Origin of the sequence: Formosa sp. Hel1_33_131, assembly GCF_001735745.1 — a bacterium.
Taxonomy (GTDB): Bacteria; Bacteroidota; Bacteroidia; order Flavobacteriales; family Flavobacteriaceae; genus Hel1-33-131.
Map to the genome: position 1 here is coordinate 521,268 of NZ_CP017260.1, position 25,889 is coordinate 547,156.

The 25,889-nt window shown below is 36.5% G+C and carries 22 protein-coding genes, 2 tRNA genes and 1 pseudogene; 3 read left to right on the forward strand and 22 right to left on the reverse strand.

Annotated elements, in window-relative coordinates; all coding sequences use genetic code 11:
• The first annotated feature begins 24 nt into the window (after positions 1-24).
• Positions 25-528, forward strand: a complete 504-nt coding sequence (locus FORMB_RS02235) for a phosphoribosyltransferase family protein (protein ID WP_069675905.1) — start codon at positions 25-27, stop codon at positions 526-528.
• Here the strand turns inward: FORMB_RS02235 and FORMB_RS02240 are convergent.
• On the reverse strand, positions 520-1,038 hold the full coding sequence (locus FORMB_RS02240) for a shikimate kinase (protein WP_069675906.1): 519 nt from the start codon (positions 1,036-1,038) through the stop codon (positions 520-522). The two genes, FORMB_RS02235 and FORMB_RS02240, sit on opposite strands and share 9 nt — an antisense overlap.
• A 128-nt stretch (positions 1,039-1,166) precedes the next feature.
• Between FORMB_RS02240 and FORMB_RS02245 the strand changes: the two genes are divergently transcribed.
• Both FORMB_RS02245 and FORMB_RS02250 read left to right on the forward strand, forming a co-directional pair.
• Positions 1,167-1,239 (forward strand) — tRNA-Lys (locus tag FORMB_RS02245).
• Between the two features lie 54 nt (positions 1,240-1,293).
• A tRNA-Leu gene (locus FORMB_RS02250) sits at positions 1,294-1,378 on the forward strand.
• 56 nt (positions 1,379-1,434) lie between these two features.
• On the opposite strand, the gene FORMB_RS02255 is transcribed toward FORMB_RS02250, so the two are convergent.
• The 21 genes and pseudogenes from FORMB_RS02255 to FORMB_RS02360 form a co-directional block, all read right to left on the reverse strand.
• Entirely contained in the window at positions 1,435-2,568 is a 1,134-nt protein-coding gene (locus FORMB_RS02255) for a type II secretion system F family protein (RefSeq protein WP_069675907.1), read from the reverse strand.
• A 10-nt stretch (positions 2,569-2,578) separates the two neighbouring features.
• Positions 2,579-3,064: a type II secretion system protein gene (locus FORMB_RS02260; protein ID WP_231925561.1), complete on the reverse strand. Its 486-nt coding sequence runs from the start codon at positions 3,062-3,064 to the stop codon at positions 2,579-2,581.
• Positions 3,051-3,386: a hypothetical protein gene (locus tag FORMB_RS02265; protein ID WP_069675908.1), complete on the reverse strand. Its 336-nt coding sequence runs from the start codon at positions 3,384-3,386 to the stop codon at positions 3,051-3,053. Before FORMB_RS02265 ends, FORMB_RS02260 begins: the two co-directional genes overlap by 14 nt.
• Positions 3,374-4,651, reverse strand: a complete 1,278-nt coding sequence (locus FORMB_RS02270; protein WP_069675909.1) for a hypothetical protein — start codon at positions 4,649-4,651, stop codon at positions 3,374-3,376. The genes FORMB_RS02265 and FORMB_RS02270 overlap by 13 nt, the downstream gene beginning before the upstream one ends.
• Positions 4,651-5,112, reverse strand: coding sequence for a hypothetical protein (locus tag FORMB_RS02275; RefSeq protein ID WP_069675910.1), 462 nt, complete (start codon positions 5,110-5,112; stop codon positions 4,651-4,653). Before FORMB_RS02275 ends, FORMB_RS02270 begins: the two co-directional genes overlap by 1 nt.
• Positions 5,105-5,761: a hypothetical protein gene (locus FORMB_RS02280; protein ID WP_069675911.1), complete on the reverse strand. Its 657-nt coding sequence runs from the start codon at positions 5,759-5,761 to the stop codon at positions 5,105-5,107. Before FORMB_RS02280 ends, FORMB_RS02275 begins: the two co-directional genes overlap by 8 nt.
• A gap of 2 nt (positions 5,762-5,763) precedes the next feature.
• Complete coding sequence (locus tag FORMB_RS02285) at positions 5,764-6,543, reverse strand: hypothetical protein (RefSeq protein WP_157498065.1); 780 nt, start codon at positions 6,541-6,543, stop codon at positions 5,764-5,766.
• 615 nt (positions 6,544-7,158) lie between these two features.
• Positions 7,159-7,233 (reverse strand): annotated as a pseudogene (locus FORMB_RS13290) (ORF6N domain-containing protein); the annotation flags it as partial.
• Positions 7,234-7,690: 457 nt separating this feature from the next.
• The gene (locus FORMB_RS02300) at positions 7,691-8,140 is read right to left on the reverse strand and encodes a hypothetical protein (protein WP_069675914.1); all 450 of its coding nucleotides are present in this window, start codon (positions 8,138-8,140) and stop codon (positions 7,691-7,693) included.
• An 11-nt stretch (positions 8,141-8,151) separates the two neighbouring features.
• The gene (locus tag FORMB_RS02305; protein ID WP_069675915.1) at positions 8,152-8,394 is read right to left on the reverse strand and encodes a hypothetical protein; all 243 of its coding nucleotides are present in this window, start codon (positions 8,392-8,394) and stop codon (positions 8,152-8,154) included.
• Positions 8,395-8,431: 37 nt separating this feature from the next.
• Complete coding sequence (locus FORMB_RS02310) at positions 8,432-9,115, reverse strand: hypothetical protein (protein ID WP_069675916.1); 684 nt, start codon at positions 9,113-9,115, stop codon at positions 8,432-8,434.
• Positions 9,116-9,127: 12 nt separating this feature from the next.
• Positions 9,128-10,036, reverse strand: coding sequence for an RHS repeat domain-containing protein (locus tag FORMB_RS02315; RefSeq protein WP_069675917.1), 909 nt, complete (start codon positions 10,034-10,036; stop codon positions 9,128-9,130).
• A gap of 72 nt (positions 10,037-10,108) precedes the next feature.
• Positions 10,109-10,690 carry a hypothetical protein gene (locus FORMB_RS02320; RefSeq protein WP_069675918.1) on the reverse strand — a complete coding sequence of 194 codons (582 nt, stop codon included), beginning with the start codon at positions 10,688-10,690 and terminating at the stop codon, positions 10,109-10,111.
• Positions 10,674-12,215 carry an RHS repeat domain-containing protein gene (locus tag FORMB_RS02325; protein ID WP_069675919.1) on the reverse strand — a complete coding sequence of 514 codons (1,542 nt, stop codon included), beginning with the start codon at positions 12,213-12,215 and terminating at the stop codon, positions 10,674-10,676. The genes FORMB_RS02320 and FORMB_RS02325 overlap by 17 nt, the downstream gene beginning before the upstream one ends.
• Positions 12,216-12,438: 223 nt before the next feature.
• Positions 12,439-12,678 (reverse strand): hypothetical protein, encoded by a 240-nt coding sequence (locus FORMB_RS02330; protein ID WP_069675920.1) that lies wholly within the window; start codon positions 12,676-12,678, stop codon positions 12,439-12,441.
• The gene (locus FORMB_RS02335) at positions 12,678-17,429 is read right to left on the reverse strand and encodes an RHS repeat domain-containing protein (RefSeq protein WP_069675921.1); all 4,752 of its coding nucleotides are present in this window, start codon (positions 17,427-17,429) and stop codon (positions 12,678-12,680) included. Before FORMB_RS02335 ends, FORMB_RS02330 begins: the two co-directional genes overlap by 1 nt.
• Complete coding sequence (locus tag FORMB_RS02340) at positions 17,419-22,503, reverse strand: hypothetical protein (RefSeq protein ID WP_157498066.1); 5,085 nt, start codon at positions 22,501-22,503, stop codon at positions 17,419-17,421. The genes FORMB_RS02335 and FORMB_RS02340 overlap by 11 nt, the downstream gene beginning before the upstream one ends.
• Before the next feature lie 4 nt (positions 22,504-22,507).
• Positions 22,508-23,161, reverse strand: a complete 654-nt coding sequence (locus FORMB_RS02345) for a hypothetical protein (RefSeq protein ID WP_069675923.1) — start codon at positions 23,159-23,161, stop codon at positions 22,508-22,510.
• An 11-nt stretch (positions 23,162-23,172) separates the two neighbouring features.
• The gene (locus FORMB_RS02350) at positions 23,173-23,799 is read right to left on the reverse strand and encodes a hypothetical protein (RefSeq protein ID WP_069675924.1); all 627 of its coding nucleotides are present in this window, start codon (positions 23,797-23,799) and stop codon (positions 23,173-23,175) included.
• A 12-nt stretch (positions 23,800-23,811) separates the two neighbouring features.
• Positions 23,812-24,474, reverse strand: coding sequence for a DUF2059 domain-containing protein (locus FORMB_RS02355; protein WP_069675925.1), 663 nt, complete (start codon positions 24,472-24,474; stop codon positions 23,812-23,814).
• A 6-nt stretch (positions 24,475-24,480) separates the two neighbouring features.
• On the reverse strand, positions 24,481-25,869 hold the full coding sequence (locus tag FORMB_RS02360) for a hypothetical protein (protein ID WP_069675926.1): 1,389 nt from the start codon (positions 25,867-25,869) through the stop codon (positions 24,481-24,483).
• Between the last annotated feature and the right edge of the window lie 20 nt (positions 25,870-25,889).

Consider the following 25,889-nt stretch of genomic DNA (forward strand, 5'->3'; position numbering starts at 1 on the left):
TTTATCTTTGAACAAACGAACACTATGGATTTAACAGAGAATTGCATTTTAAATCACGATGAAATAAATCATAAAGTAAAACGAATTGCGTATCAGATTTATGAAACGAATGTTGAAGAACAAGAAGTTATTCTTGCTGGTATCGAATCCAATGGCTATTTGTTTGCTGAGAAATTAAGAGCCGCCTTGGTTGAAATTTGTGACATCAACCCCGTTCTTTGTAAAGTAAGCATTGACAAAAGAAATCCAACAAACCCTATTACCACTTCGCTTACAAAAGAGGCGTACACAAATAAATCATTGGTATTGGTGGATGATGTATTGAACTCTGGAACGACTTTGATATATGGAGTGAAACATTTTTTGGATGTTCCTTTAAAACAGTTTAAAACGGCGGTTCTTGTCAATCGAAACCATAAGAAATACCCGGTCAAAGCAGATTTTAAAGGCATCTCTTTGTCAACCTCTATCCATGAGCATATTTCTGTGATCTTTACAGGAAAAAAAACGAAAGTGATTTTAGAGTAATTTGGACTGAATGGTCCCTACAATTTCGGCGACACTTAGGGTATCGGTTTGGATTCCTATTTCGGCCTGGTTGTAATAAAAAGACCGTTCAAATAAATGTTTGGCTATAAATTCTGGAATGTCTTCATTTTTTAAATTGGCAATCAACGGACGTTTTGCTTTTTCATGAATCAAGCGTTCTGATACATTTTTAATCGAAATATTTAAAACAACCGTCACCACATTGGGGTGGTTTACCAAAAATTGCATGGTGTCGGAATAGCAAGGCGTCCCACCTCCCAATGCTAAAACTAAGGAATCGGAATCATTACACAGCTGTTTGACCGCTTCTGCTTCCACTTTTCTAAAAAATATTTCGCCTTTAGAATTAAAAATTTCAGAAATGGTTGCTTTCTGTTTTTGTTCAATGTAATCGTCTAAATCTAAAAAATTAGTACCTAGCTTTACTGCAAGTATCTGTCCAACAGTGGACTTACCAGACCCCATATATCCTAACAAAACAACGATCATACTTTTATAATAATTTGATTATACCCTCTCTTAAATTAACTGCAACAAAAAAACGAAAAATAATCTGAAAAAGCATTGTATAATTAATTAATCCCTTTATATTTGCAGCCGCATTGAGGGAAATAAATGACCTGGTAGCTCAGTTGGTAGAGCATCTCCCTTTTAAGGAGAGGGTCCTGGGTTCGAGCCCCAGCCAGGTCACTAAAAAAAGTTAAGTTTATTCTTAACTTTTTTTATACCTTTAACATTCATAATGCGCACGTGGCGGAATTGGTAGACGCGCTAGCTTGAGGGGCTAGTGGGAATTATTCCCGTGGAAGTTCGAGTCTTCTCGTGCGCACTATTATAGTTTCATATAATCGCATTTAAATTTCTTGATTTAAACACTCCACAGTTTTACCCCAATACATTACTCAACTTGAACATTGGCAAGTACATGGCTATTAAAATAACGCCTACCATCACCCCTACAAACATGATGATTACAGGTTCCATGATGGTTGACAATAGCTTTGATTTTTGCTGTACTTGAGAATTATATTGAGTGTTTAAGCGTTCAAAAATAAATTCATTTTGATTGGTTTCTTCGGCGACTTTCACCATGGCAACCATTTTATCATCAAACAATGCATGTGGCTTTAAACTCTCACTTAGCGATTTTCCTTTTAAAAGGTCTTGTTCAACGGCTTCTAAGGCTTTTTGTAAGGGATAAAAATTAATCATTTGTTTAACCAATTGAATGCTATTGACCACAGGAACTTTAGAAGCTGTCAACAGAGTCACTGCTTGCGTAAACTGAGACAAATACACCTTTTTTACAAATTCCCCTAGAAAAGGCAGCTTGGAAACGAAGGTGTCTTTCGCTTTAATAAACCAGATTTTTTTATTGAAAAATGCTCTAGAAATAAAGATGCCGAAGATGAGTAAAAAAAATAACCAGCCATAGCTTTTCATGAATTCAGATGCGTTGATTATAAATTTTGTAATGGCGGGTAATTCCACGTTTTGCTGTTCGAATATATCTTGAAACATCGGTACTATAAAGTGCAGCATAAACCCTACAACCATTACAGCGGTTGATAAAATTATTGATGGATAAGTCATTGCGCTAATCACTTGTCTGCGTTGCTCATTTTTTCTGATGAAAAAAGCACCTAACTGTTCTGAAACCTGCACTAATGTCCCCGTTTCTTCACCAATTTTCAGTGAAAAATATTCATAGTCTGAGAATTCTTTATGAGTTTTTATAGCCGCTGACAAACTAGATCCAGCAACAATAGCTTCCGAGAGTTCTTGAAGTATTTTCTTTGGTCTTTTTTTCTTTAGGGTATTTTCGATAAGCTCTAAACCATCTTTAAGCGTAATTCCCGCTTTTAACAAGACACTCAATTCGGTGTAAAAATCTTCTTTGATTTTATTGGAAAATGACTGTCCAAAAAGGGTGATTTCTTTTTGTAAAAAGGAAGGTTGTTCAGCTTCCATTTCTGACAGTGGTGTTGCTGTTTTTATTTGTTTTAATTGAAAGCCCATTGCTGCATTTTTATGGATTAAGAAGTTCCTTAGTATTCATATATGATGTCGCATCGTTATTTACATAAATAAACAACGCACGGTTTTGAAATGCTTTAGTGGTGGTTAACTTTATAGCGTCTATTGAATTTGCTGTGACTTGTTCGCCATCAAAATAAAAATTCTTGCTTTCTAATTGAACTGGAAATGTATCTTTTTCTTTAATAATATAAGATTCGGACAAGGTATAGGATATCGAATCCAATTCGTTCCTCAATAGCAATCTATCCTCGGAAGCATTAAAATGAATGGAAGGATACCGATTAAAATCTAACCACAACTCCGTTTCTAATTTATTTATTTCTAATGTAATATTGAAATTTTCTTGCATTACTCCCATCTGTTTTCGCACCAATCCAAGTACTGTAAACGCCAGCCCTACGACAATACTCGTCAAGAGCAGGACAATACTCAATTCACTGATTGTAAAGGCTTTTATTTTTTTAAGGGGTTGCATTGTACGTTTTTCTTATGGTTTTATGACGGTCTAAGTCTGTAGCTTCAAACACAATTAAGGGTTCATTGTATTCCACTAAACGCTCTACGGATATGCTCCAATTCTGAAAGCGTTCGCTGTAAGGCATTTCCAATTGTTGATGTTGCTGTAAATACTGTAATTCAATCAAATGGGTGTCAATGGCCATCGTATTGGAGGTGACCGCATTGGACACTAGGTTATTTAAAATCATACTCGCCAACAGAAAAGTGATCACTACAAGAACCGTTGCGATCAGAGTTTCCATGAGTGTGGAGGCCTTTATTTTTTTTAGTACAGCCATTTTAGCACCTCCTTTTTTGAGTTCTTAAACAAGAGTCCTACATATTCTTTAGGCAATGGATGCACATTGATTTTTCCGTTATAGATATGATTTTGATAAATGGACCCAAATTGATTGGCTATAAAATTTTTGGCAAATACGGTTCCGTACACAGTTCCTTTGAGTTCTGTATTTTGATTGCAATACAACTCCCCTATCAAAATAGCCGTTTCTTGAAGTTCAATTTGAGTTTTATAATTATTAGGAGGATCGTTTCCTTGATAAACAACCACCCCTTTCACTACCGAAGACTTCCCTATTTCTATGGAAGGTTTTTCTTTTGTACCAGTGGTGTTTGGTAGGTTTTCCACTTGATTTTTATTTAAAATTAATGCCGATGGGTAATTTAATTGAACAGAATTACCAACGCTCATTCTCTTTGATGCGAAGGCTTGAAAATTTGAAATGACATTATTTCCAATTTCAATCTCGGGGGCAATGAGCACAATATCCTTTAATACGGCCGATGCCAGAACTGTGATTTTGGTTTTGGACTGCACGACAATATGCCCTGTCAATTGAACTTCATTAAGAATAACATTAGTCGTTGAGAAATGAATTTGAAGAGGATCAAAAAATGAATTGTTATATGCTTTTCCGGATTCAATTGTAATGAATTGAGTATTTGAAATTTCTGAAACGTGAGATTCAATAGATTCTATTTGATCAACAATATCCGTTGCTAAAGGTGGTAATGTAGAAGACTGCTGGGTGGAACCATAAAGAAGTTGAGAACCCGTATAGGAGTGCCCAGAAATAGTCCCTGCCTTTACGCCTTGTTTGGGTAAAAAAACGACGCCCTCAATTTTGGTTCTCCCCACCACTACCAACGGCTTGCGTGTATCTTGAAGGTATAAGGCGGTTCGGTTTTGATCCTTGGACTTTGCTCCTATTAAAGCGACTTTTCGAAACTGATTGGTTTTGATTTTAGAGACTGAAGTGACTCTTTCAAAAATACCCCAAAAATCACGGTGGATTTCTAAGGTCTTAAAGCTTGGTTCTTCAAGTGGGATTGCCACGGTGTCCTTCAAACGAATGGAATGGAGCAGAGCGTGCTCAATTCCTTTCTGAGCGTTCTGTGTGGTTTCAAGTATGAAGTCTGTTTGGACTTGAAATCGTTTATGACTATGAACCAATAAAACAAACCCCATCAATAACACTGCAATAATAATCGAAATAAACAGCGTCAATTGCAAAGCTCCTGATTTAAGTTTTAAGAGAATCATTAAGGGCGTTTTATGGTTTGAAGTTGGCGGTTGTAGCGCACTACAATTTCGCTAGAATTACCACGTACAAGCGTCACACTATCGACGGTTTGCCCTTTTTTTATTATATACTGTCGGTTGTTTATATTCAACACAAAAACAGGGGTCTTGCTATGTGTTTTTTGTACGATTCCTGCATAGGTGATTTGTTTGAGGGACATTGGTTTTGGAGGGGGGCGCAAGGGTCTCTTGATTTTTTTAGGAGGTTTTGAAAACGTTCCTAAAAAGGGATCCCGATCTATCTTTTGGATGGAAAAAGAATCCATTTCGATAGGAGTAATTGGCACAAAGGTTTGGTTTTGGACGGTCTCAACTTCAAGAAGTTCTTTAGACTGTAGTGCACTGTTTATTTTAACAGCAATGAGTCCCCAAACAATAAGGACCGCGGTGATTAGGAGGTATGTTTTTTTCTTCTTATTCAACAGTGAATTTTTGTGTGGTATAGCTGGTTTGAAACGTTGGGTTTAGAGCGCGGACACGCCATTCATAGCTGTTGACGGCTAAGTTTGAAACGCTAAAAGTTGTGGCGACAGTGGTTTCGTTTTTTATAATTTCAGTGGCATTTTCAAAACTAGGAATAGCGATTTGAAAGGAATAGGTTTCTGCATTTAAAACGGGATCCCATGAAAAATTGATGGTATCTGTAGCACCAAAACTAACGGCATCCGCAGGCGCTAGCAACACGACGGTTGCTTCAGAAATATCGACATCATCCGTGGATTCCACCAAAAAACTTTGGGTTGAAAAAGCGGTGGTATATCCCGAATTTTCTGCGCGGATACGCCATTGGTAATCATTTGGCGTTAATTCCTTTGAGAAACTCGAGGTGGTGACCAAAGAATCCAACACAATTTGTGTGGCTTCGCCAAAAGTTGGTGTTGAAATTTGGAGACGGTACTGGACAGAATCTCTAAGAGATTCCCAAGAAAACGTGACATTCGCACTGCTTAAAACACTGTTGTTTGTGGGGGCTAAAGCCGTCACTGTTTTTTGTGAAATATCTTCGACTTGTAGGATGTCTCCACAACTGATTGCTAGTGCTAAAAGGGTTATTAATTTTAAATTTCTCATCGCTAAAAATTTTTGTAGTTAATTTTCTTTTTGGCTTTTTTCGCAACTCGGTGGGTATTGATTGGACAGCGATCGTCACTTTCTACGAAATCCACAATTTCAAGTTGACGTTTTCTATTTTCCTTCCAACAGGCCTTTGAGGTTTGATACCCAAACACCACCCCTTCACTGAGGTGTATTGAATGTTGTTCTTTATTTTGATTATAGGTTTTTAAGACATAATTATTGATTCCTGTATGTTCCAAAAACACTTGCTGCGCAGTGCTTAATTTAGCAGCGATTTCGGCATCGAAAACCACTGAAATTGTGGATACTAGATGTGCGTTGGTTTTGTTCTGTAAAAACTGAAAAACATCTTTATTTGCCTCACTGTTTAAGCTCTTCAAAACAGCGATACGGTCAGCAATTTCTAGTTTTAAAAAGCGAGGTTTTGGTTTCACAGAATCCACATACTTTACAACGATGGCCTTGTTTTGAGCAGATTTGGCGTTTTCAAAGGCCTTTAACTTGGATTTATTAAACGGTACTCCATTTACATGCACTTTAATCGGATGCTGGAATTGTGGGAAGGCGGTGAAATTATAGTCTTGTTCTAACAAAAAATTCTTATGGACTCCTATGGTACCAAGTTGTAAGTTTTGAGTGGTTATGTTTTGACGCTCTTGCTGAACGGACAGGGTTCTACAAGCTGTAAAACTTACTATCATTAGTGCGATGCAACTGTATTTGATCATAAGACAGGGGTGTTTGTATTTGAAAAAACGGCGTTTTTTAAACTCCATTCAAAATGAATTTTGTCTGTGGAGCTACTTTGAATTTTAGAGGGATGCCACAAGTCTTGGCAACAACATTTAGAGGCTGTTGTTAGAAAGTTTTTAGAATGGACTGCAATGGGGGTATTGAGGTGCATTTTAGGTTAAGTTTACATTGGGATAACTAATATATGAAAAAAATGGACATCCGTGGCAAAAAGCTGAAAAAAGGGGCGTTTTAGCGTAAAAAAGACGTGGAGGTTGCCGTGCTTACAGCTTGTGAGATATTGCCTTTTTTGGCTGCGAAAGTTATAGACTTCGTTAGCTAAGATCTTATTCTCTATCCTTTTTAAAAACCTATTTTAGTTCTAGGTGTTTCGTTATCTTGTTTATCAACTAATTCATCCAAGTAATTAAATACTAATTCAATATTCTTACTGTGATTTGTTAGTTTCTTTTTAATTTCTTCAATATTAAGCTTAAATTATCCGTTAACATTTCACGTAGCTTGGTAAAAATTCTCATTATATGAATATTTACTGCAATCGCTTTTTTACTGTTCAAGGTACTCGATAACATCAGTACTCCGTGTTCGGTAAATACAAAAGGTAATTTTCTTCTTCCTCCCCAACTTGGTGTCGCAAATTACGACTTCAAGTTGCCCCATTCTTCTTTGGTCAATTGGAGCATAAAGTCTTCAGGAAACCTTTCTAAATTTCTTTTAACTTGTAGATTTAAGACTCTTGTCTCTACTTCGTAAAGTTCTGCTAAATCACTATCTTACATTACTTTTTGATCTCTTATGTAGTAAATCTTACTGATCACTACTTCGTCTGGTATGATTAGTTTTTACTCATATTTTTAATAATATACGAATGTAATGACTTGACATCACAGATTGTGACATCAAGTTTGGTTTTAGCTAATTGAAAGGTCTCTATTAATATCCTCTTTTAACCAACACGTAATTACCTAAATTCACACTTGCTTCTATGTTCGTAATTTCAAAATATTATATTGTAAAAATACTAAAACTACATCAATTTTCATATCTAAAATAGTTTCCAACTGTTTTGAGCCTGCCACGTCTTTAGCGTGGACAACTCCCTATATAACAACACATTCCCTTATAAGGGACACTTTAGCGTAAAAGAGCCGTAGAGGTTGCACGGAAGTATTAATCTTCAATAAAATCATTAATTCCCAAACTATACAAAATCCTATTTTCGAACTCTTTGATTTCTGCTTTATTTTTAGATTTTGTAAAGTCTTTATTAATGCGTTTCCAATTACCTAAATCCGAATGCTTTTTTACACTGACAAAAGCTAAGATAGTTTCTGTTTTAGATTTTTTACGAACCCAAACATACATTATTTGACTTTTTTGTGGATTGTTAAAATAAATATGATACCAATGATCTTTACCAGAACTCCTTCCATCAACAAACCCATATTTTGGCTGCACTATGTAATTCTGGTTATCTTTTTTAAATTTTTTTATAACATCAATTAATTTCTCTTCTGATAATTTAATAGTGTATCTTTCAACATAAGGATAACTACCTGGTGCTAAGTTGCATGATCCAAACAAAAGTAAAAAAAGGCATAAAATTGTAATACTTTTCATAATTATTATTTTTAGTTTCCGGGTTGATTTGTAACACCTACATTGCTAATGTGGAAATCAACCATTATTTGAGCTACACCTACACCTATTGTTGGAGCAGAATTTAATTTATAAATTGTTTTTGGCAATGCTGATAAGCCTAAACCAATACCTAAAACTCCAGCCCTAATTCTAGTCTTAATCGGTAAAAGTGGATTTGAAGCTATTTGTAACTCTTCTGATACAAATTTATAATCTGCGAAAACAATTTTCACTTTTACCTCAACTAATGACTGCCAATCTTTGTCACCACTAGAAAATTCTAGCGGGAGCGGGGGTTATATCCAAAACAACAATTGGTATTAAAGCATAATCAAAAGATATTTCATTATTAGAAATATAGCTTACTAACACTCTGTTGATTTTATTTAATAAATTAATATTTATATTAGAGGAACAAGAAATAGACACAATACCATCTTCATACATATATATGGCATATTTATCACGATTTCTAGTGCCAGAAAACAAAGGTATATAGACTAACGAATCAGTATTTTTAATTAAATATTGATTAATGTTCTTTTCATTTATATTGTCTATTTGTTCAAAATTATTTGAATAGAAACCAATTTTCATATTTTTATTAAGACATCTTTGATTCTTATTATTTGGAAATAACTTTATCTCTGATTTAGGATAATTAAATAAGTTGTTTTTACTAAATACTAAAAGACTATCGTTTTTATCAATTTTAAAAATATATTTATTATCTCTAATAATATCTATTTCTGCGCAGGTTTGGTGTAAATATTTATTTATTTTTTTTTCTAATTCACTATCATTAAAATTCAAATCATAATCTAATGTATAAAAAGACACACACTCTTTTATGATTTCTTTATCAGCTAAATTTTCTTTTGAAAAAGAAAAAAATATCCAAACAACAAAGGCTGTAACTGAAATAAAGAAAAGGTAGTAGTATTTTAATCTCATAAAAAATATGATTTATTTCATTATTGAATGTAATGAACTAAAATGCTTATCTGAATGAACTTCAATTATTAGAGTAGGGATTCTGCCTGCGCTGTCAGTAAGACCTCTATCAAAGAATATTGCATTCTCAAATATATCTCCGCCACTACTACTGTAAATTTCATAAGATTTCATAAAGTTAAAAAATCTATTATTTTTACTTAATAACGTTGACAACTTTCCATTAAATAGAACATTTTCGCCATTGAAATTAAAACCACTTTGAAACCTTATATTTCCAAAGGAATTTGGGAGTTGGTCAATACCTAAGTCAATTTTAGAGAAAGCTAAACTAATATCTCCATATGGATTATCTCTCAATTCTTGATTTTTGTTAATTTGACTTTGTAGGCCTTGTTCTATTGCTACTGGTATTCTTCCCGATACATAACTATTCCAATCGAATTTTTGACCATGTCCATCTCCTAAATTCCTATTCCACAAACCTTCAAATCCATCTGTAGTATTAAATCCCCAATTTTTTATTACATCAGATTTGGTTGCTCCTCCATATTGTAAGCCAGCAGCAGTTGCTTGTCCTTTAGAAGTTATATCTTCTCGCCAAACCCATGTATCACCATCTTTACCTCTTACCCAATCAAACCATTCCCCCCCATCAGGATCTACTCCATTAATCGGATTATTACCCATCCCTAAATACGGAGAGCTATACTGCCCAGCAGGATCCACAGTCAACCATCTTCCAATCCTACCATCCCAAAGTCTCAACTCAAACGCCTCTTTTCCCGTTTCAGCGTCTTTTTCTTGTCCTTGGAATTTGTACCTATAATTGCCTTCTATATTGCGGTTAGGCATTGGCATCCCAAATGGATAGTAGTCTGTTTTCGCAGTTAAAGATACAGCATTTTCGCCATTTTTCATAATCACGGCTCGTACATTTCCTAAATGGTCGGTGAGTTGAACTCGCCAATCTTTGACGCCACTAAGTACAACTTAGCGGGAGCGCAAACTAGCACCATCAGGGGCGTATTTCACATGTATAAATATTAAATAATTAATAGAATTTCTAAATACCTCATTTTGAAATTCGTTCATTTCAATTAACCCATATAAAATTTCTTTTGTTGGGTATCCTTTTTTAAAAATTTCAAAATACTTTTTTCTTATTTTACTTGAAAGTTTAGCTTCGATAGGACAATTATCAAACATGAAATTCATAGTAGTAATATCATTGGATATGTAATTAAGAAAACCAGAGTTTTTTATTGTGATTTCTTTAATTAATTCAATTTTATTATGAGTTAATTTTTTGATTAATTCATGGTAATCATTCTGATTTTTTCCTAAAAGAATACCTTCATCAATTAATTTGTTTTCAAATACACTAATTGAGTCAGATAAACTGATTTTATTATAATTTATAGAATTATATATTGAACTCTTTATGTTTATTCTATTTGTTATCTTAGTATTAATACAATTCTCAAATTCAATAAATGATTTACTATTGTCATTACATGAAAATATCATTACCCCTAAAATGAAAAAAATAATATTTTTAATCTTTGAAACCATTGCTTCTCCCTATATAATTATATTTTGGTTTTTTAGTAAATATTTGCTGTTGAAATGCATCTTTATTCTTAGTATGAACAGTTAATTGAACAGCACCTGCTAGCTGCCAAACAATCCTACCATTCATCAAATATCCAAATCTAATATTGTGATGCGTTATTCTCTTATCTGAGCCAAACATAGTTCCATAATCGTCATCTGGATGTTTCAAAGTATTTCCAAAAACAGCAGGATGGTACTTCACATTAAATAAAAAACCTTCAGAAGTATACCACTGAACCGCAAGACTAATATCGACATTTTTTCCATTAATTTCAATTGACCCCTTATAATCAATAGGTGTTTGAAGTTGATATTTAATACCCCCAAAATAATCAGAAGATAACCACGCATTAGCTCCATCCGAAGCACTGTGCTGTAAAGCAAAGTTAAAATGATCTATAACTCTTTGTTGCGTAGCTCTCCCCCCAGTTAATTGTAATCTTAATAAATCAGTCCCGAACATATCATATACGTTTCGACCAGATACAGTAGTAACTCCTGCTTGAATATTGTTCTCATTCCCATTTAATAAACCCTTTGCTTGATCATATGTAACTCCGTATTGATCAACAAAAGATTGAACAGTATCATTTTCTTCAGCAACATAAGAAACAGAACCATCAGCATTAACAATAGGTTTCCAAAATGCCCCATCAGGATCCGTTCCATTAATCGGATTATTCCCCATCCCTAAATATGGACTCGCATATTGCCCCGCAGGATCCGTCGTCAACCACCGTCCTATTCGACCATCCCAAAGTCTCAACTCAAACGCCTCTTTTCCCGTTTCAGAGTCTTTTTCTTGTCCTTGGAATTTATACCTATAATTGCCTTCTATATTGCGGTTAGGCATTGGCATCCCAAAGGGATAGTAGTCTGTTTTCGCAGTTAAAGATACAGCATTTCCGCCATTTTTCATAATCACCGCACGTACATTTCCTAAATGGTCGGTGAGTTGATAGACATCGCTGTTGGTTTGGCGGTAGTGGACCCCCAAACGGCTGCTGCCATAAATGGGTTGTTCTTTGAGCACGGTGGGTTGGCGTATTGTGGGTCCAAAGGCACCAGTATAAATGCCCATTGGACTGCCAGAAGCATCCCGTACATAGTAGGTTAGATAGGTATTCCCTGAACTATAAACTTCTTTACGTACACGCTGCCCCCGATCGTCATAGAAAAAGGCGAGTTTGGAGGCTGTGGGGACTTGCAGGTTGATGTTGTCTATGGAGATGCGTCCAAAACCAACGCAGTCGCGTTGGACTTCAATAGTAATGGTGGAGGTGGTGGGCGTGAATTCAAAACTGTTGTGGGCTGTCAGATAGGGTGCACAGGCAGGGGTGTTTCCTACATTAGAAGTGGCGGTTGGGTTGGGACTGTTATGTGCCGCGGTGCCTAAGATGGTTCCGTTGGCATCTTTGATGGTGATGATGGCGGGTAAAAGAGCCGTAGAGGTTAGGGGTCCTAGTTTTATATGACAAACCATTCTCCCTCAAAACTCCCCTTCTCTCTTTAGTTCTCTCTTTAAACCCTTAATAGATACCAAACCTATACAAAAACCTCCTTAGCTATAAGCTTTGATACCAAATACTCTGTTGTTTCTCTTTCTTCTTAACACAATTCTTCCAAACACATTCCCTTATAAGGGACAACTTAGCGTAAAAGTGTCGTAGAGGTTGCAGTGCAGTGCAATTCAATATAGTATTTATTTACCAATTATATTTTATTATTAAAGTAGCTAATACAAAAAACAAAACAAACCCTATAAGTGTATTGACTGTTTCACTTTCTATTCCATTGTATTTTCCACCTTTGCCTTCCCAGATATATTTAAATCCAACCTTTTCTTTTTTAAGAAAAATGTTTTTAGAATTTATTATTACATATCTTAAACTAGCTCCTAAAAACGAAAAAATATAATGTACAATAAAAATACCTATAACATCCATTATTTATCTCCATTTAACCAATCATCAACAACACCAATACCTATTTGATAGTATCCCATATCTCCTTTCATACTTGTGCCAATGTTTTTATGTACCCAATTCATTTTTCTATTAATAAAGCCTCTTATTTTAGGTGCTAATTTAGACAAAGTGCCCTTAAATTTACTACTGAATTGAGCAGCATTAAGAGATGGTTTTTTTATTCTACCAAATGAGGCTAATGTTAACATTCCATTTATACCTGCATCAATCCCTTCAGTGCTTCCTCTCACAACACCGTTTCCATTTAAATGTTGTGGTTGATTATTAGGACTCAATAAATCAAAAGATGTTCCAAACACATATACATTATCAAGAGTATTATAAACTGCCCCTCCGATTTTTGAACTATACGAATCTGATGCATTAAGTTTATTCTCCATTCTACCAAAGAAATTATGCTGTGTACCTCTCATCATAGGAACATCAAAACCTTGCCCACTTTCTGTAAATCTCCAGTTACCCCATTGTTGGTTCATATTCCAAGAATCGAGGTCTGCTCCACTTACTGCCATAAAGGTTCCTGTTAACTCTCCTGGTCCATCACCGCCACCATCATCAAAAGCAAGTCCATATTTCCTTTTTCCAGTTGATACATCACTTGTATAACGCTCCCCCCTAAATCCATTTCCGACCCATCCCCAAAATCTTCCCCATTTGGTTTTCCAACCACCATCTGGGTCAATACCATTTATTGGGTCGTTACCCATTCCAACATACGGACTCGAAAACTGCCCATAAGGATCCGTCGTCAACCACCGTCCTATCCTGCTATCCCACAATCTAAGTTCAAAAGCCTCTTTTCCCGTTTCAGCGTCTTTTTCTTGTCCTTGGAATTTGTACCTATAATTGCCCTCAATATTTCGGTTAGGCATTGGCATCCCAAAAGGATAGTAGTCTGTTTTCGCAGTTAAAGATACTGCATTTTCGCCATTTTTCATAATCACCGCACGTACATTTCCTAAATGGTCGGTGAGTTGGTAGGCATCTGTTCCTGTCTCGCGGTAGTGGACACCCAAACGGCTGCTGCCATAGATGGTGTGTTCTGTGAGTATGCTGTTTTCATAAATAGCCATTGGAGTGCCAGCAGCATCGCGTACATAGTAGGTGGTGGTGGTTCCGGATGGGAGAATACTTTCTTTTTTCATTCGATGGCCTCTGTCGTTATAATAGAACCGGACGCGTGGCGTTCCATTTTTTTGTACTTCTGTGACCAATCCACTGGCGTTGTAGGCATATTTTACCTGTTCGTCTTTGTTTTCTATGAGTTGCCCTATGGTGTTGTAAATATAGTTTTCTACGGTGGTTTGGTCTTTGATGTCTTCGGCATTGGTAGCTATCGTCACCGCATCATCCACACGTTGGAGCTGGTTGGGTTTGTCTGTTTTGTAGGCATAGGTCAACTCATCCATCCTGTTTGTACCGTTTTCTGTGTTTTTGTTTCGGTTCAGGGTTTGTATGTTCCCATTGGCATCGTAGGTGATGTTGCTGACTTGGTAGTCTGTGGAACCAAAGGGGTCTGAGTTGTTTGCGGGTACAATTTCGGCTGTAAATACAGAGTTGCCGCTGGCTACTATTTCTGCATTTGGCAAAAAGGTGATGGAATTGGTGGCTTGTATAGTGGCATTCGGATCTACAGTAAAATCGATAACCTCATCATCTCCTACACGTTGTGTGTTGCCATTGGCATTAAAGGTGGCGCCTGTCAACCAGTTATTTCGGTTGTATTCATAGAGGTATTGGAAGGGGGTGTTGCCCAGGGTGTAGTCTGTATTCCAAGCAATGCTTTTGATGTTGCCATTGAATTGGTTGGTGCCAAAATCTGATACGTCAAAAGCATTGGAGCGTTTGTAATCGCCTTTGTAATAGTTGATACTCATCCCAAAAAGGTCGTTGGCATTTCCGCCGGGGTCGTCTGCTGCGGCTAAGCTAGGGTGGTTGATGGCTTTGAGTTGGCCTGCTAAATTATAGACGTAGTCTATTTGTTGTATGCCTTCTGCCAATTGCACATTGCGCAAAGCGCCTGTTTCATAGTAGTTATAGGCGGCATGTGTTGTATAACTCGCCCCATCTTGAGATGTTTCTACCTTGGTTAGACTGTAATCGATAGGATCATAGCTGTAGCGGTGTATAAAGGTTTCGGTAGTGCTGTGTTTTTGATAGACTACCTGATTCACTTGGCTGGTAATGTCATCATACACATAATCGATGGTTTTTATGCCCAAGCCTAGGATGTTTTGCACAATCCATTGTACCCGTCCATAAACATCATAGCTGTAGTAGGTGGTGGATTGGTTGTTCTGAGTTTTGGCAACATTTGTAGCTAAAAAGCCGGGATGGTGGTAAGCGGCATTTAATCCTGAAAGCCCCGATAATTCATTGGAGGCAAGAGCATCGTATTCTGTGAAATTTTGTTCGCTTCGACTGCCTGAAAAATTATTCGCCATATCGCCATTCAAATTGAGGCTGAAAGTGCCTTGGACTACCCCGCTTTCTATGGGTCTGCCCAAAGAGTCGTAGTTGGTGTAGGAGTATTCATTGGCAATTGCTTGCTTGCTGTTTTGCGAAAAGCGGATTTGCCCATCACTACGGTACACAAAATTAGCGGTGCCCTCGTCGGGGCTTGTGGTGCTTAGCAACTGTCCAAGTGCATTGTACTCGTAAGTGGACTCTAAGTGGTTTAGGGGTTGTTTTGAACTTATTAAATGCCCAACATTGTCATAGGTGTTTAGGCTGTAGTCGTAGTAGTTTTCTTTGTAGGTTACTGCAATTGTTCCTGAAATGTAGGTGTCGGGATTGGTAACGGCCACTCTATAAAAGCCATTGGGAAGACTGGTGGTAGCTGCTGTTGTTGTGGTTTCTGTTATTAAATTAAAAATAGTGACTGCCGAAGCGTTTATAGAAAATCCAGTAGTGCCAGAGGGTACATGGATGTCCACAAAGCCTTGTGCCCCAATGGGGATGGTCATAGCTCTAGAGGTACCACCCCCAGAGCGTGCGGCGGCAAGTGTTTTGCCGTCGGTGTCTGTAAACACCACATTTTCTATGCCGTGCACATCTCTGACAACGGTTTTCATGATTTTACGGTTATTCGAATCGTATGAGGCACTGTTAAAAGCATTGGCTTGGGACAATTCTTGACTGGCAGGCATGGAAAAGGTATAGGATTGTAGCCAATCATCATTGTCGTCAATGTCACCATCATTGTCTGTATCTACTTTGTTCCCTCCTATGGTTTTTAAGACTGCGCCGGGATTCAGATCGCTGAAAAAAGCTCTTGAAAAGGGATGGTCTGTGATGTCTTGGTAAGGCTCGTCTGTGTTATTATTGCTATAGTACCAACCTACTGTGTTTTCTTGTATGTTTGTTGAACTAATGTTTGAAAATGAATTCTCATACAGCTGTTTAATATTCCCTTGGGTTGGTGCAGAAAAGGTGTTAAATGACGGCCTTCCTTGTGGGTCATATTTTGTTTCGGAGAGCCATAGTTTATAGGTTTTAAAACTAAGCGCTTGTGATTGTGTTGGCTTTCCCAATCGGTTAAAATAATTAAGCGATTGTCCTATCAATTGACCCGATACATCGTAGGAACATTTAGACGTGTAATTAAACGTTTTGGTTCCCAATTTTTCATCACATGGACAATAGGCTCCTTTGTAGGAAAAATCATCGGAACTGTGATAATCATAGCTGTAATAGAGATGGTTGTTATCTTCTTGAAAGGGATTGGTTTTTAAAGTGCCTAATGCCAACCAAGCTAAGCTTTTTGGAAACACACTAAAATCCTCTATGCTTAATAAATCTCCATAGGTCAAACAAGCAGAGGTCACAAACGGATCTTTTCCAAATACCTCTTTTCCTGTTTTCAGTTTGATGTATTCACTCATAGCAACCACAACTCTGTAATCTTCAATTTCACTTCCTAGCGTTGTTGATAATACGGTGTTGCCGTCATACACAAATGCAATGGTATTGCCGTCACGTTTCATTGCTATTTTTTTACTAGGGTCAAAAGAGGATGAGATGTCTTGGGAAGCAAAAGAAACCGCTTGTCTGTTAAAACCAATAAGGTCAATCGTTTCGTTGATAGGGATGTTATCAGGGGTTGTAGTTGGTGAAATCTCAATACACGTTTTTTTGTCAATGACAAGTCCTAAGGGGAGTTGTATGTCAGAGTTAGAATAAGGGCTTCCTAAATTAAAATTTAAACGGTAATTATACCTGTCTTTTATCGCTAATGAATTGTCACCACTTAAAGGAAATGTATCGGAATCAGGAAGCGTACATAATTGATCTTTGTGTACCAAAAAAATACCCACTTGATAGGATGGTGGAAAATAAAAATAGCCATTATCTCCTGTAAGAGGATACCATCTTTTTTTTAAAATTGGAATTCCACTTATTTCTTCAGACGATTGTTTGAAATTTTCTGACTGAAGAAACCTGATGTTCTCCAAACTCATTTCAAAACTCTCATTGTCTTTAGGAATCACTTTTAATGAAAGGATCTTAGTTGATTTTGAAGCTTGATTACTAAAATTAATTCCTTCTTGATCTGTAATGATGGACTCATTGTACAGTTGTTCTTCGGAAGTGTTTATTAAAAACTGGGCCGTATTAGAATCCCATTGAACAAGGTCTTGTCCAAAAACAGTGTTATGAATCCCCAAAAGGATTAATAACATTAAAATAATTTTTGTTTTAGTTTCCATAATTGTAGTAGTTTTTAGATACTGTTTTAAATCCTCCTGGTACAGAGGGCGTATCAATTATTTCTGAGTAGGTTTTAATAAGTCGTCCAGCGGCATCGTATTCAAACTTGCTTGCCAAACCATTGGTTCCAATAATGTACCAGAGTTCGTCCCATTCGTTGTAAACATAGCTGGTCATGGAAGAAGCGATGGGGTGTACTCTAAGATCATCTGCATAAATATTCCCATTATTTGAAGTTATATTGATATATCCACTGGATCCGTTTAAATCCATATAATGATTTAATTGCACCCAATCCCCTGCCGTTATTTGTTCGCCATTAAAAGGAACGGGGGCACTGCCAAATCCGACCCTCACATTTGCTGCTCTGTCCCTCACATCTACTCCATTGTCTTTTTTGACCCAAATGGATACTTTGTAAGTTCCGGATCTGTGTTTTCCAGAAACGAAATCAACATGGATGCTGTTGCCAGGGGCTATTTGTATGGACTGGGTTCCTGTGTGGGCATAGGTACTCACTCTTGAAGCGCCATTGACGAGCTTAATTTGTTGTCCTATAAAATTACTAGCTAATGGATCTTCGGCTCCTGTATAAAAACACTCTCCATATTTTGCATTTGCAGACATAAACACTTTACTGTTCGCATCTCCCATTTTGGTAGCCGCATAATTCCCATTGATATCTCTAACTTCTAAGGGCATGGAATAATGATCGTACTGGGTGGTGGTGGATATGTTTTTCCAATCCGCATTGGTTTGAGCGATCTCTGGGCCTACCGTCCAAACGAAATTTTCATCATCGTGTTCTGGAGTTGAATTTGTAAATCCTTGCAAAGTCCCATCATCGTTTAAACCCCCATCCCATACAAAGGATTTGTGCTTGCGCCAAATCTTAAATTTCCTTCCAATACCATCATTAGGAGGAGAGGAAACGCCTCCAGAATAGTCCGTATAGAACCAATCATTATTCCAAGTCGTGATCCCTACCCCCGTTTCTTTCCAATCACCCGCAATATCTATATAGGTTTTGCTCATCGCTTGTTGACTTAGCATGTTTTTATTGGTAAGGTTATCTACTTTGCTTCCCATACTGTAATCACCTGAACCATATTCTGGGATGGCGTAAGCAGGCACCAACTCTGTTTTAAAGCGGTTGCCTTTGCTGTCGTCTGTGATGGTTTCTAGGACTTGGCCAGTATTAAAATCATATTTACCGTAAACTTCAGTAAAAGTATAGCCTCCACTAGTCTTTCTACTAAATAATAAAGCATTTGGGTTGATTATTTTTGAAGACGAGTTTAACAGGTATTGATCGACACTACCTTGTATTTTATTTTTAGTATATGAATAAAAAGTTTCCTGAATTACTCCTTGATTGTTTTCATTAAAATCTCTATAAACATTATTTGTCTTAGATAATAATTGGTTAGAAGTATTATAATTAGACACGCTTAATAATCTCCCGATGGCTGATTTATTATCCTTAACGACATATTTTGTAGAAGAAATTTTAGCATTATTGCCATTAACTGAATATGTACCAGAACTTTCGGTAGGAGTTTTATTTATATATAAAAGACCTAAAGAGTATGAACTATTATCCGTTTTGACTATAGGTTTAAATGTTTCAAAATTATAAACCGTTTTAGAGCTGACTGTATTGTCTGATCCAATTTTTTCTGTTGTAACATACCCATAAGTCACACCAGGAGGGGGCATTTCGGTGACATATTCAATCTCCTTATCAAATTTAGAAGGCGCATAAGATGTTATTCCTGAAGATCTATAACTAGAACTATTTGGATCACTACTGTAATTTAAATCATTATAGTAATAATTAGTTTTATAAGATATTGTTCCATCTGTAATAGCAATATCCTTCACCCTAAGCCCACCTCCTTTTCTGTTTTTTTTAGAATCTTTAGCAAATATTTTAAACAAAAATGTTACGGCTGTATCATCCCTACAAGTATCTGGCAAATCTGGAAATTGACCCCTTAATAAATTTTGCATTGTATGATCGGAAAAACCAAGCCCCATAGGCCCTGAACTATATAACCAGTTTAGCCCATCATTATAATTATGAGTATGGCTTAATGAAGTTTCAAAAGTCACCTTAGTATCCGAAACATAGACTACATTAACAAATTCATTCTGTATATCTATACTGCCAGACCTATCTTCACAAAAAGGGTCACGATACTCATGTAATAACGCAGCCCATATATCAACTTTAACGGGTGCACCTACTTGAAAATAATCGTTGAAATAATTTAAATCTTTACTATCCGTTTTATTTTCTATATCAAATCTTAGTTTCCCTTCATGATTATAAAAATTAAATTGAATTCCATCATTATATGTTCTGAAATTCGTTGCAGCTTCTTGATAAAAATCATCAGGCTCATATGTAATTTCAAATTTTGAACCTAATGGAGTTGAAATATATTTTAAACTTGAGCTTTCAGGGTAATCAGCCGTGAACCCCCAAGAATCTTCATTATCACTATTGTATATTGAAACATCATTTAAGTAACTGAACTCATAAGGTGGAATTAAACTTTCTTGTCCCCTTCCTAAAAAGTTTACATTACTTAAAGTAAGCTTCCCTTTTTGAGCTAACAATGAATTTGGAGAATTTCGCATCGATGGATAGGTTTCGTCATAATGCATTTCAATGTGATTAATTTTAAAATCATTTATATTGGAAAAATTATTAGCAATATCATTAGAGTTTAATACATTATTATAAAACTCGCCTTTCCACTCCTTTAAGCTTCCATTATTTAATAACGGATAATTTGCATGATATACTTCTCTATAAGCAGTATCATAAACTCTTATCTCTTCTTCAAAATACATTTCACCAATTTCTTTTCCGTTACTTTCTGATGTATAGGTTTTAATATTAGAAGGTACATCTTCATTTTTAAGAACAAAAATTTCTTTTAGCCTCAATGATTTATGTTTATTGATATTAACATATTCTTTATGCCAAATATTAGAAAAATAGACCCCAGTAGAAATATTCATAGCATGATTATCATATATGCCTTTAACAAAATATGTTGAACCACTATGCCCTAATACTTGTTTGTCTCCATAATTATAAACTCGTGGAGAAGTTAAACTCGCTCCAATGTTAATTTCTACTCCATAATTATCATTTCTATCTTCTTTTACAAATAATGCGGTATGTGTTCTAGTTTTAATCATATCCAAATAATAAATCTCTTTCACCCCCCATCCATAAGATTTTGATTGATCATTCTTGTGATAAGTTAAATCCTTAGTTGGAGTTCTCCATGCATATCCATCACTCCATTTTCCATAGTCAAAACGAACCCAATACCCATAATCTCCTTGATTTGGGGAAATATTATCATTACTCATTTTAATATAATCGGGACCTGTAATTGCAGTGAGTAGCCAGTGGGTCGCATAAGGAGTAAACTGTTGTTCTTCATAAAACTTATTGTCAATATTATCTTCAAGTTCTGTAGATCTAGAAAACATTTCTTTTTGATATACTGGTAAAGAATAATGATAAACAAGACCATCTTTATTAGTCACCCTATAAGCTCCAATACCTTCTAAAGGCTTATTAGAACGATTCACTTCATTAGCTTCTATAATTATATTTTGATTATTAATAATTTCACCATTAGTGAATACTTCAATAAAAGGACCATTATTAATTCTTTGGTTTGCAGAATTATAATTACTGTGAGCGGTACCGTTTATAGAGGTAGTATGATTAGTCTGCTCATTGTCGACATCTATATCCGTTATTAAATTTACAGATGAAAAAGTAGGCCAAGAGCCAGAACTTAAGCTCATATATGAAGCATTTATGTTTTCAAAATAAAAATTTATATCATTATTTGGATCATCAACCTGTTTAGAAAAACTGTTATCATAATAACTAAAAGTAGATTGAGTAGCATAGCTAGTATTATTATGAGCACTAGAGCTTACACGATTATATCTATTTTTAAAAGTCCCATGCTCAAACAAGTACGGAGTAATAGAGCCACTAAGCCCCTGAGAACTCAAAGTGTAGCTGTCATAAGAAGGTCCTGTAAAATTATTCTCTAATAATTGTTGATTATCCGCAGTTTTATAAATGGACTGATAAGCATCAACTGACGCATTCGTCGGATTCAAAGAATTTAATATCATTTCATCTGTTTGACCTATATACAAAATCCCTAGACAATCATAACTAGCTCTATCATACCACGAATATCTTTGTTTTCTTCTAGAATAGCCGAAATTAAATAATTCAATATTAACGTCAACGTAAATTACTGTTCCAATGGTTCTTGTGTGAAGATTGGGAGAAAGACTCCCAGATCCAGATATCTGTAAAGACCCTCCAGCAACTTTCAAATAATGATTTCCGTTAGAGTTTAGAGTAATGCCCGTACCATCCACTTCCAGTTTAAAACTAAAATCATTCCTTTTATCATAATTAATAGACGCATAAGTATTCTTATAAATCGTATATGTATATCCAATACCGCCTTCATTATTGGCTCTTATGCTATGTCGACCAATTGAAAGAGTAGCTCCGTAACTAGTGTCATAAGAAGTTTCTCCTCCAAATGCTTTATTCACTCTATAAGAAGCAAATAATCCAACAGAAAAATTACTGTTTTTCCAACCAATAGATGCACTTATGTCATGTGTAGTGACTGTGCCACCAGCATCATATAAAATTGTTGTTTTTTTTCTATTATTCCAGTCATCAGGGTACCCATTCACACTTCTATTGATGGCTCCTGGGTTCAAGCTCCACCCCAAGCCCACCCAAGAGGCTTCTTGATCCATGGCAATCCCTGCGTGGTAGGACAATGATAAAGGATAGCCCACTTCTGGACCTGGCACATTTAATAAGGGCAATACATAACTTAAATCGCCTGTTGCTAAGTTCACCATATCCGTGGCATCTACGGGTTCAAAACTGGCGGCTTCAGGAGCATTGGGCCCTTGCGCAGTGCTCATTTGTATAGTCAATACAAGGAGAACAAAACGGAGGCTGAAGGTTTTTATTTGAGGGTGAATTTTCATAACGTTATTCTTTTTGGGTGCATTTGTTGTTGTAATAGGATACTATTTTTTCGAGGTCCCTTTTTTTAAAGGTTCGGGATTGTATTTTTTTTACCAAACTGGGGCAGTCTTTAAAATAGGCAGAAGCCGCCTTTTTAAAGTTTTTGCTAAACAATTGGTTTGACCCCAAATGGGTGGCTTCTTTTTGGCCTTCTTTACGGACGTAAAAATTATTGATATTATAGCTGTGCCCAAATGTAAAACCAACAGACGCCCCACCGCCACCAAAGCCGCCTGCGCCACCTCCAAAATTGTGAGGGCTATGATAGGTTCTACTCAATTCATACAGACTTAAATACCCGGTAAGTTTAACTTCCAACACACGTGGTTTCTTTTTGTTTTGTACGCGGATATAGGCATAGGTATGAAATTCGTCGTATTCCTTAATTTTCACATGTTTTAGGGTTTTAAAAGGGTACTTTTTAGCTTTGGATTTCTTGTTTTTTCTAAACTTCACTCGGTCCTGAGAAATCAATTTCCCAAAGCCTTTTTTAACCGTTCCATCCTTAAAGGTTAAAATGGCTTCTGAGCGTTGCGCATTCAGGGTTGCAGTGCAAATAAGCAGTGCAACTCCCATTAGGAGGCTTCTTAAGATTTGGATGTTTGGTTTTATATTCATTTGCAATGCCCTTACAATTTTAAGGTCGGTTCATTTTTTAATGTTTGAGTCGCTATTTTAAACTTCACTTCGCCTGTGTATAAGCCCAAATCCTCAATGGTGAAGTTGAGGTAGTCCTGGTTTAGTTTGTCGGCCTCTCTTGGATAGACAAACATCATGGTGGTGGCACGGCTCATTCCATACATCCGTGGATAGATGTAATCCGCCAGCTCAATGGTGTCTTTCTGTGCTGTAAACAGGTGTACCTTGTCTTGCATTCCAAACGCCAATTGGTTGACCATGGCTCCAAATTCATTTTGGTTTTTGGGCGCAACACTCAACAATTCCTGGTTGTTTTTGCTCATGCTTAAATTGAAATAGAGGTACTTATGGTATTTTTCTCTGGATGTTTGCACTTGAGTTTCTGTTGCCGACGCATCGCCTAATTCTTGTTTGACCAACAAATCGGTAGGACGGTACAAGAGGGTGTATTCGACGCCATTGATCGTTTTGTGGTGTGTGTAACCGTTTTGTTCGTCTTGTATGTACATGAGTAAATCGTCTTCGTTCTCAAACGTTTTATGACCTTGACACCCGATGAGGAGCACTCCTAAAAAACTTAGGGTAAGCATTTTTTGAAAGAGGTGTTTTTTAGCCATCCGTTTGATTCCTTATTGTTTTGGTTCTATCTCCTCTTCTTCCATTAGCTCAGCTCCCTGTTCTTCCATCAGTTGTTCAAACACAGTGTCCAGTTCTTTTTTCCCGAACAATGCCAGTAATATGTTCTGATCCGCGATGATAAAGGGATCTTTACGCAACAAGGATTTTAAATCGTCTAAAGTTGCGATTTTTGGCAGCGGAATTTTTTCCACTTTTGGGGCGACTTCTTCTGCAATGGTCTCAGCATTCGGCTCCATGAGTTCGTCCTCTTTATCGTTGAAAATTGGTGTTTCGAGGTCTTCAATAGTGATGCCTTGTTGTTCCATCTCCCACTTATAAGCCACGGTTGAAACCTCGCTATGGAGTTGGGCTTGTTTCTGTAGGAGTTTTGTTCCCAGTGGGCTGCTGTAAAAAGCATACAAGCCTTTCAACTCCTTTGGGGTGAATTGTTTTTGATAGACGGCTTCAATACCTGTGTAAAGCGACTTTGCTAAAGCGGTGCTGTCTTTCATTTTTTCAGAAGGCGCTACGGATTGGAATTGTTGTAAGAACTCCAACCTAGAGTCCATATCGGTTTGATGTAGGAGCTTCACCAGTTGAGAGGCATCGGTTTCCTGTGCCTGCCCCTGAACTGTGAGGCATAGAATCATTAAAACAAAAAGTGATTTTATCATAATTATTTAATTTTTTAGATGGACTTCCAAAGCTTCCAATCGCGCTTCTAAGCTTTTGTTTTTTTGGTGTTGGGCTTCTAACTCTTTTTGTTGCTGGATAGTGTAAAGCGTGAGTTCTTCAATTTTTTGGAGGAGTTTGATGTTCATTTCTGCAAGATGAATCCCGTTTTCTTCCATTTCTTTAGCCGATGCTATTTCTGGAAGGTGTTTGTTTTTTGTAATAAACTGCTCGACTGTTTTTAATGTTGGTAACTTATACGTGTCTTCAAAAACAAAATCTGCACCACCTGCTGTAGCAGTGACTCTCACTTCTCTTGTAGATATATTGCCCTTGACGGTTAATTTATAGCCAGAATCGGGGGTGTTAGTGCCAATTCCAATATTGCCAGTAGAAATATGAGCAAATAAATATGCTTTCTCTAAAAACTCATTATTTGTATATTCTAGCTGAGGACCACTACTATCACGAATAAAGTAAGTGCCCTCATCTTGAAAAACCACCCCTCCCATATCATTATAAGTTCCTCCTGGGCGTACCCATTTTGCGGTAGCTTGATTCCATTTTGGAGGCCCATAACTACCGGTTAACCAATCGTCTCGTATCCAACTATTTTCAGAAGAAGCACTCGTTGCACCAATAGAGGTTTTTCTTAACTGTACTCCGCTATTTACATGTAACTTGTATTGTGGATTTGTTGTTCCAATTCCGACATTGCCAGTTATAATAACTTTATTTCCTATATCGGTAATGATTTTAGCCCAAGTTCCAGCTCCAAGCCTATTGGTACTTCTAAAATACATTGTAGGAGATGAACTTGAATTTTTAATTGCGATTTGTCCATTATATTTATACGTAGAACTATTTGAAACGTGGTTCATGTTTAAGCCCCAAAACCATCCACCTGATTCTGGACCATTTGTAGCATTATAACTTTCATAAAAACCACTTTGCCATATTGTATTCCAATCTATTGTTCTGTTAGGATCGTTTAACATTAATTTATTACTCAATATATTTCCATTGACGTGGAGTTTCTCGCTTGGAGTTGTTGTTCCAATTCCGACATTTCCGGTTGCTCCTACATGAAATAAAGTTGATCCATTTTGGACTGTAGAATTATATCCCTTTTTCCTAACTTGAAAAGCATTTCTGTTTGTATTTCCATACATCCAAACTATTGGAGATATTTGATGAGAACCAGAAAGAATACCAAAACCTCCTTGTGATTGGTTTGTAGTATCTGTACCACGTTGATCACCAGCAAACTGATATAGTGTTCCAGTACCATCACCAAAAATCATAGCGCCGTTATTTGTAGAGGATGTGTCGTCTAATTGAGCAAATAGTAAAGAAATATTAAAAATTAAAAGAAGTGTAAGATTTGTTTTTTTCATAATAAATGGTTTTTAGTTCT

Coding starts and splice junctions, on each gene's coding strand:
- FORMB_RS02310 (WP_069675916.1), bottom strand. CDS start 9,115: ATGAGATTAAAATACTACTACCTTTTCTTTATTTCAGTTACAGCCTTT.
- FORMB_RS02315 (WP_069675917.1), bottom strand. CDS start 10,036: ATGAAAAATGGCGAAAATGCTGTATCTTTAACTGCGAAAACAGACTAC.
- FORMB_RS02330 (WP_069675920.1), bottom strand. CDS start 12,678: ATGGATGTTATAGGTATTTTTATTGTACATTATATTTTTTCGTTTTTA.
- FORMB_RS02260 (WP_231925561.1), bottom strand. CDS start 3,064: ATGCAACCCCTTAAAAAAATAAAAGCCTTTACAATCAGTGAATTGAGT.
- FORMB_RS02355 (WP_069675925.1), bottom strand. CDS start 24,474: ATGATAAAATCACTTTTTGTTTTAATGATTCTATGCCTCACAGTTCAG.
- FORMB_RS02340 (WP_157498066.1), bottom strand. CDS start 22,503: ATGAAAATTCACCCTCAAATAAAAACCTTCAGCCTCCGTTTTGTTCTC.
- FORMB_RS02320 (WP_069675918.1), bottom strand. CDS start 10,690: ATGGTTTCAAAGATTAAAAATATTATTTTTTTCATTTTAGGGGTAATG.
- FORMB_RS02255 (WP_069675907.1), bottom strand. CDS start 2,568: ATGGGCTTTCAATTAAAACAAATAAAAACAGCAACACCACTGTCAGAA.
- FORMB_RS02240 (WP_069675906.1), bottom strand. CDS start 1,038: ATGATCGTTGTTTTGTTAGGATATATGGGGTCTGGTAAGTCCACTGTT.
- FORMB_RS02280 (WP_069675911.1), bottom strand. CDS start 5,761: ATGAGAAATTTAAAATTAATAACCCTTTTAGCACTAGCAATCAGTTGT.
- FORMB_RS02325 (WP_069675919.1), bottom strand. CDS start 12,215: ATGGTTTGTCATATAAAACTAGGACCCCTAACCTCTACGGCTCTTTTA.
- FORMB_RS02335 (WP_069675921.1), bottom strand. CDS start 17,429: ATGGAAACTAAAACAAAAATTATTTTAATGTTATTAATCCTTTTGGGG.
- FORMB_RS02350 (WP_069675924.1), bottom strand. CDS start 23,799: ATGGCTAAAAAACACCTCTTTCAAAAAATGCTTACCCTAAGTTTTTTA.
- FORMB_RS02270 (WP_069675909.1), bottom strand. CDS start 4,651: ATGATTCTCTTAAAACTTAAATCAGGAGCTTTGCAATTGACGCTGTTT.
- FORMB_RS02300 (WP_069675914.1), bottom strand. CDS start 8,140: ATGAAAAGTATTACAATTTTATGCCTTTTTTTACTTTTGTTTGGATCA.
- FORMB_RS02345 (WP_069675923.1), bottom strand. CDS start 23,161: ATGAATATAAAACCAAACATCCAAATCTTAAGAAGCCTCCTAATGGGA.
- FORMB_RS02285 (WP_157498065.1), bottom strand. CDS start 6,543: ATGGAGTTTAAAAAACGCCGTTTTTTCAAATACAAACACCCCTGTCTT.
- FORMB_RS02235 (WP_069675905.1), top strand. CDS start 25: ATGGATTTAACAGAGAATTGCATTTTAAATCACGATGAAATAAATCAT.
- FORMB_RS02360 (WP_069675926.1), bottom strand. CDS start 25,869: ATGAAAAAAACAAATCTTACACTTCTTTTAATTTTTAATATTTCTTTA.
- FORMB_RS02265 (WP_069675908.1), bottom strand. CDS start 3,386: ATGGCTGTACTAAAAAAAATAAAGGCCTCCACACTCATGGAAACTCTG.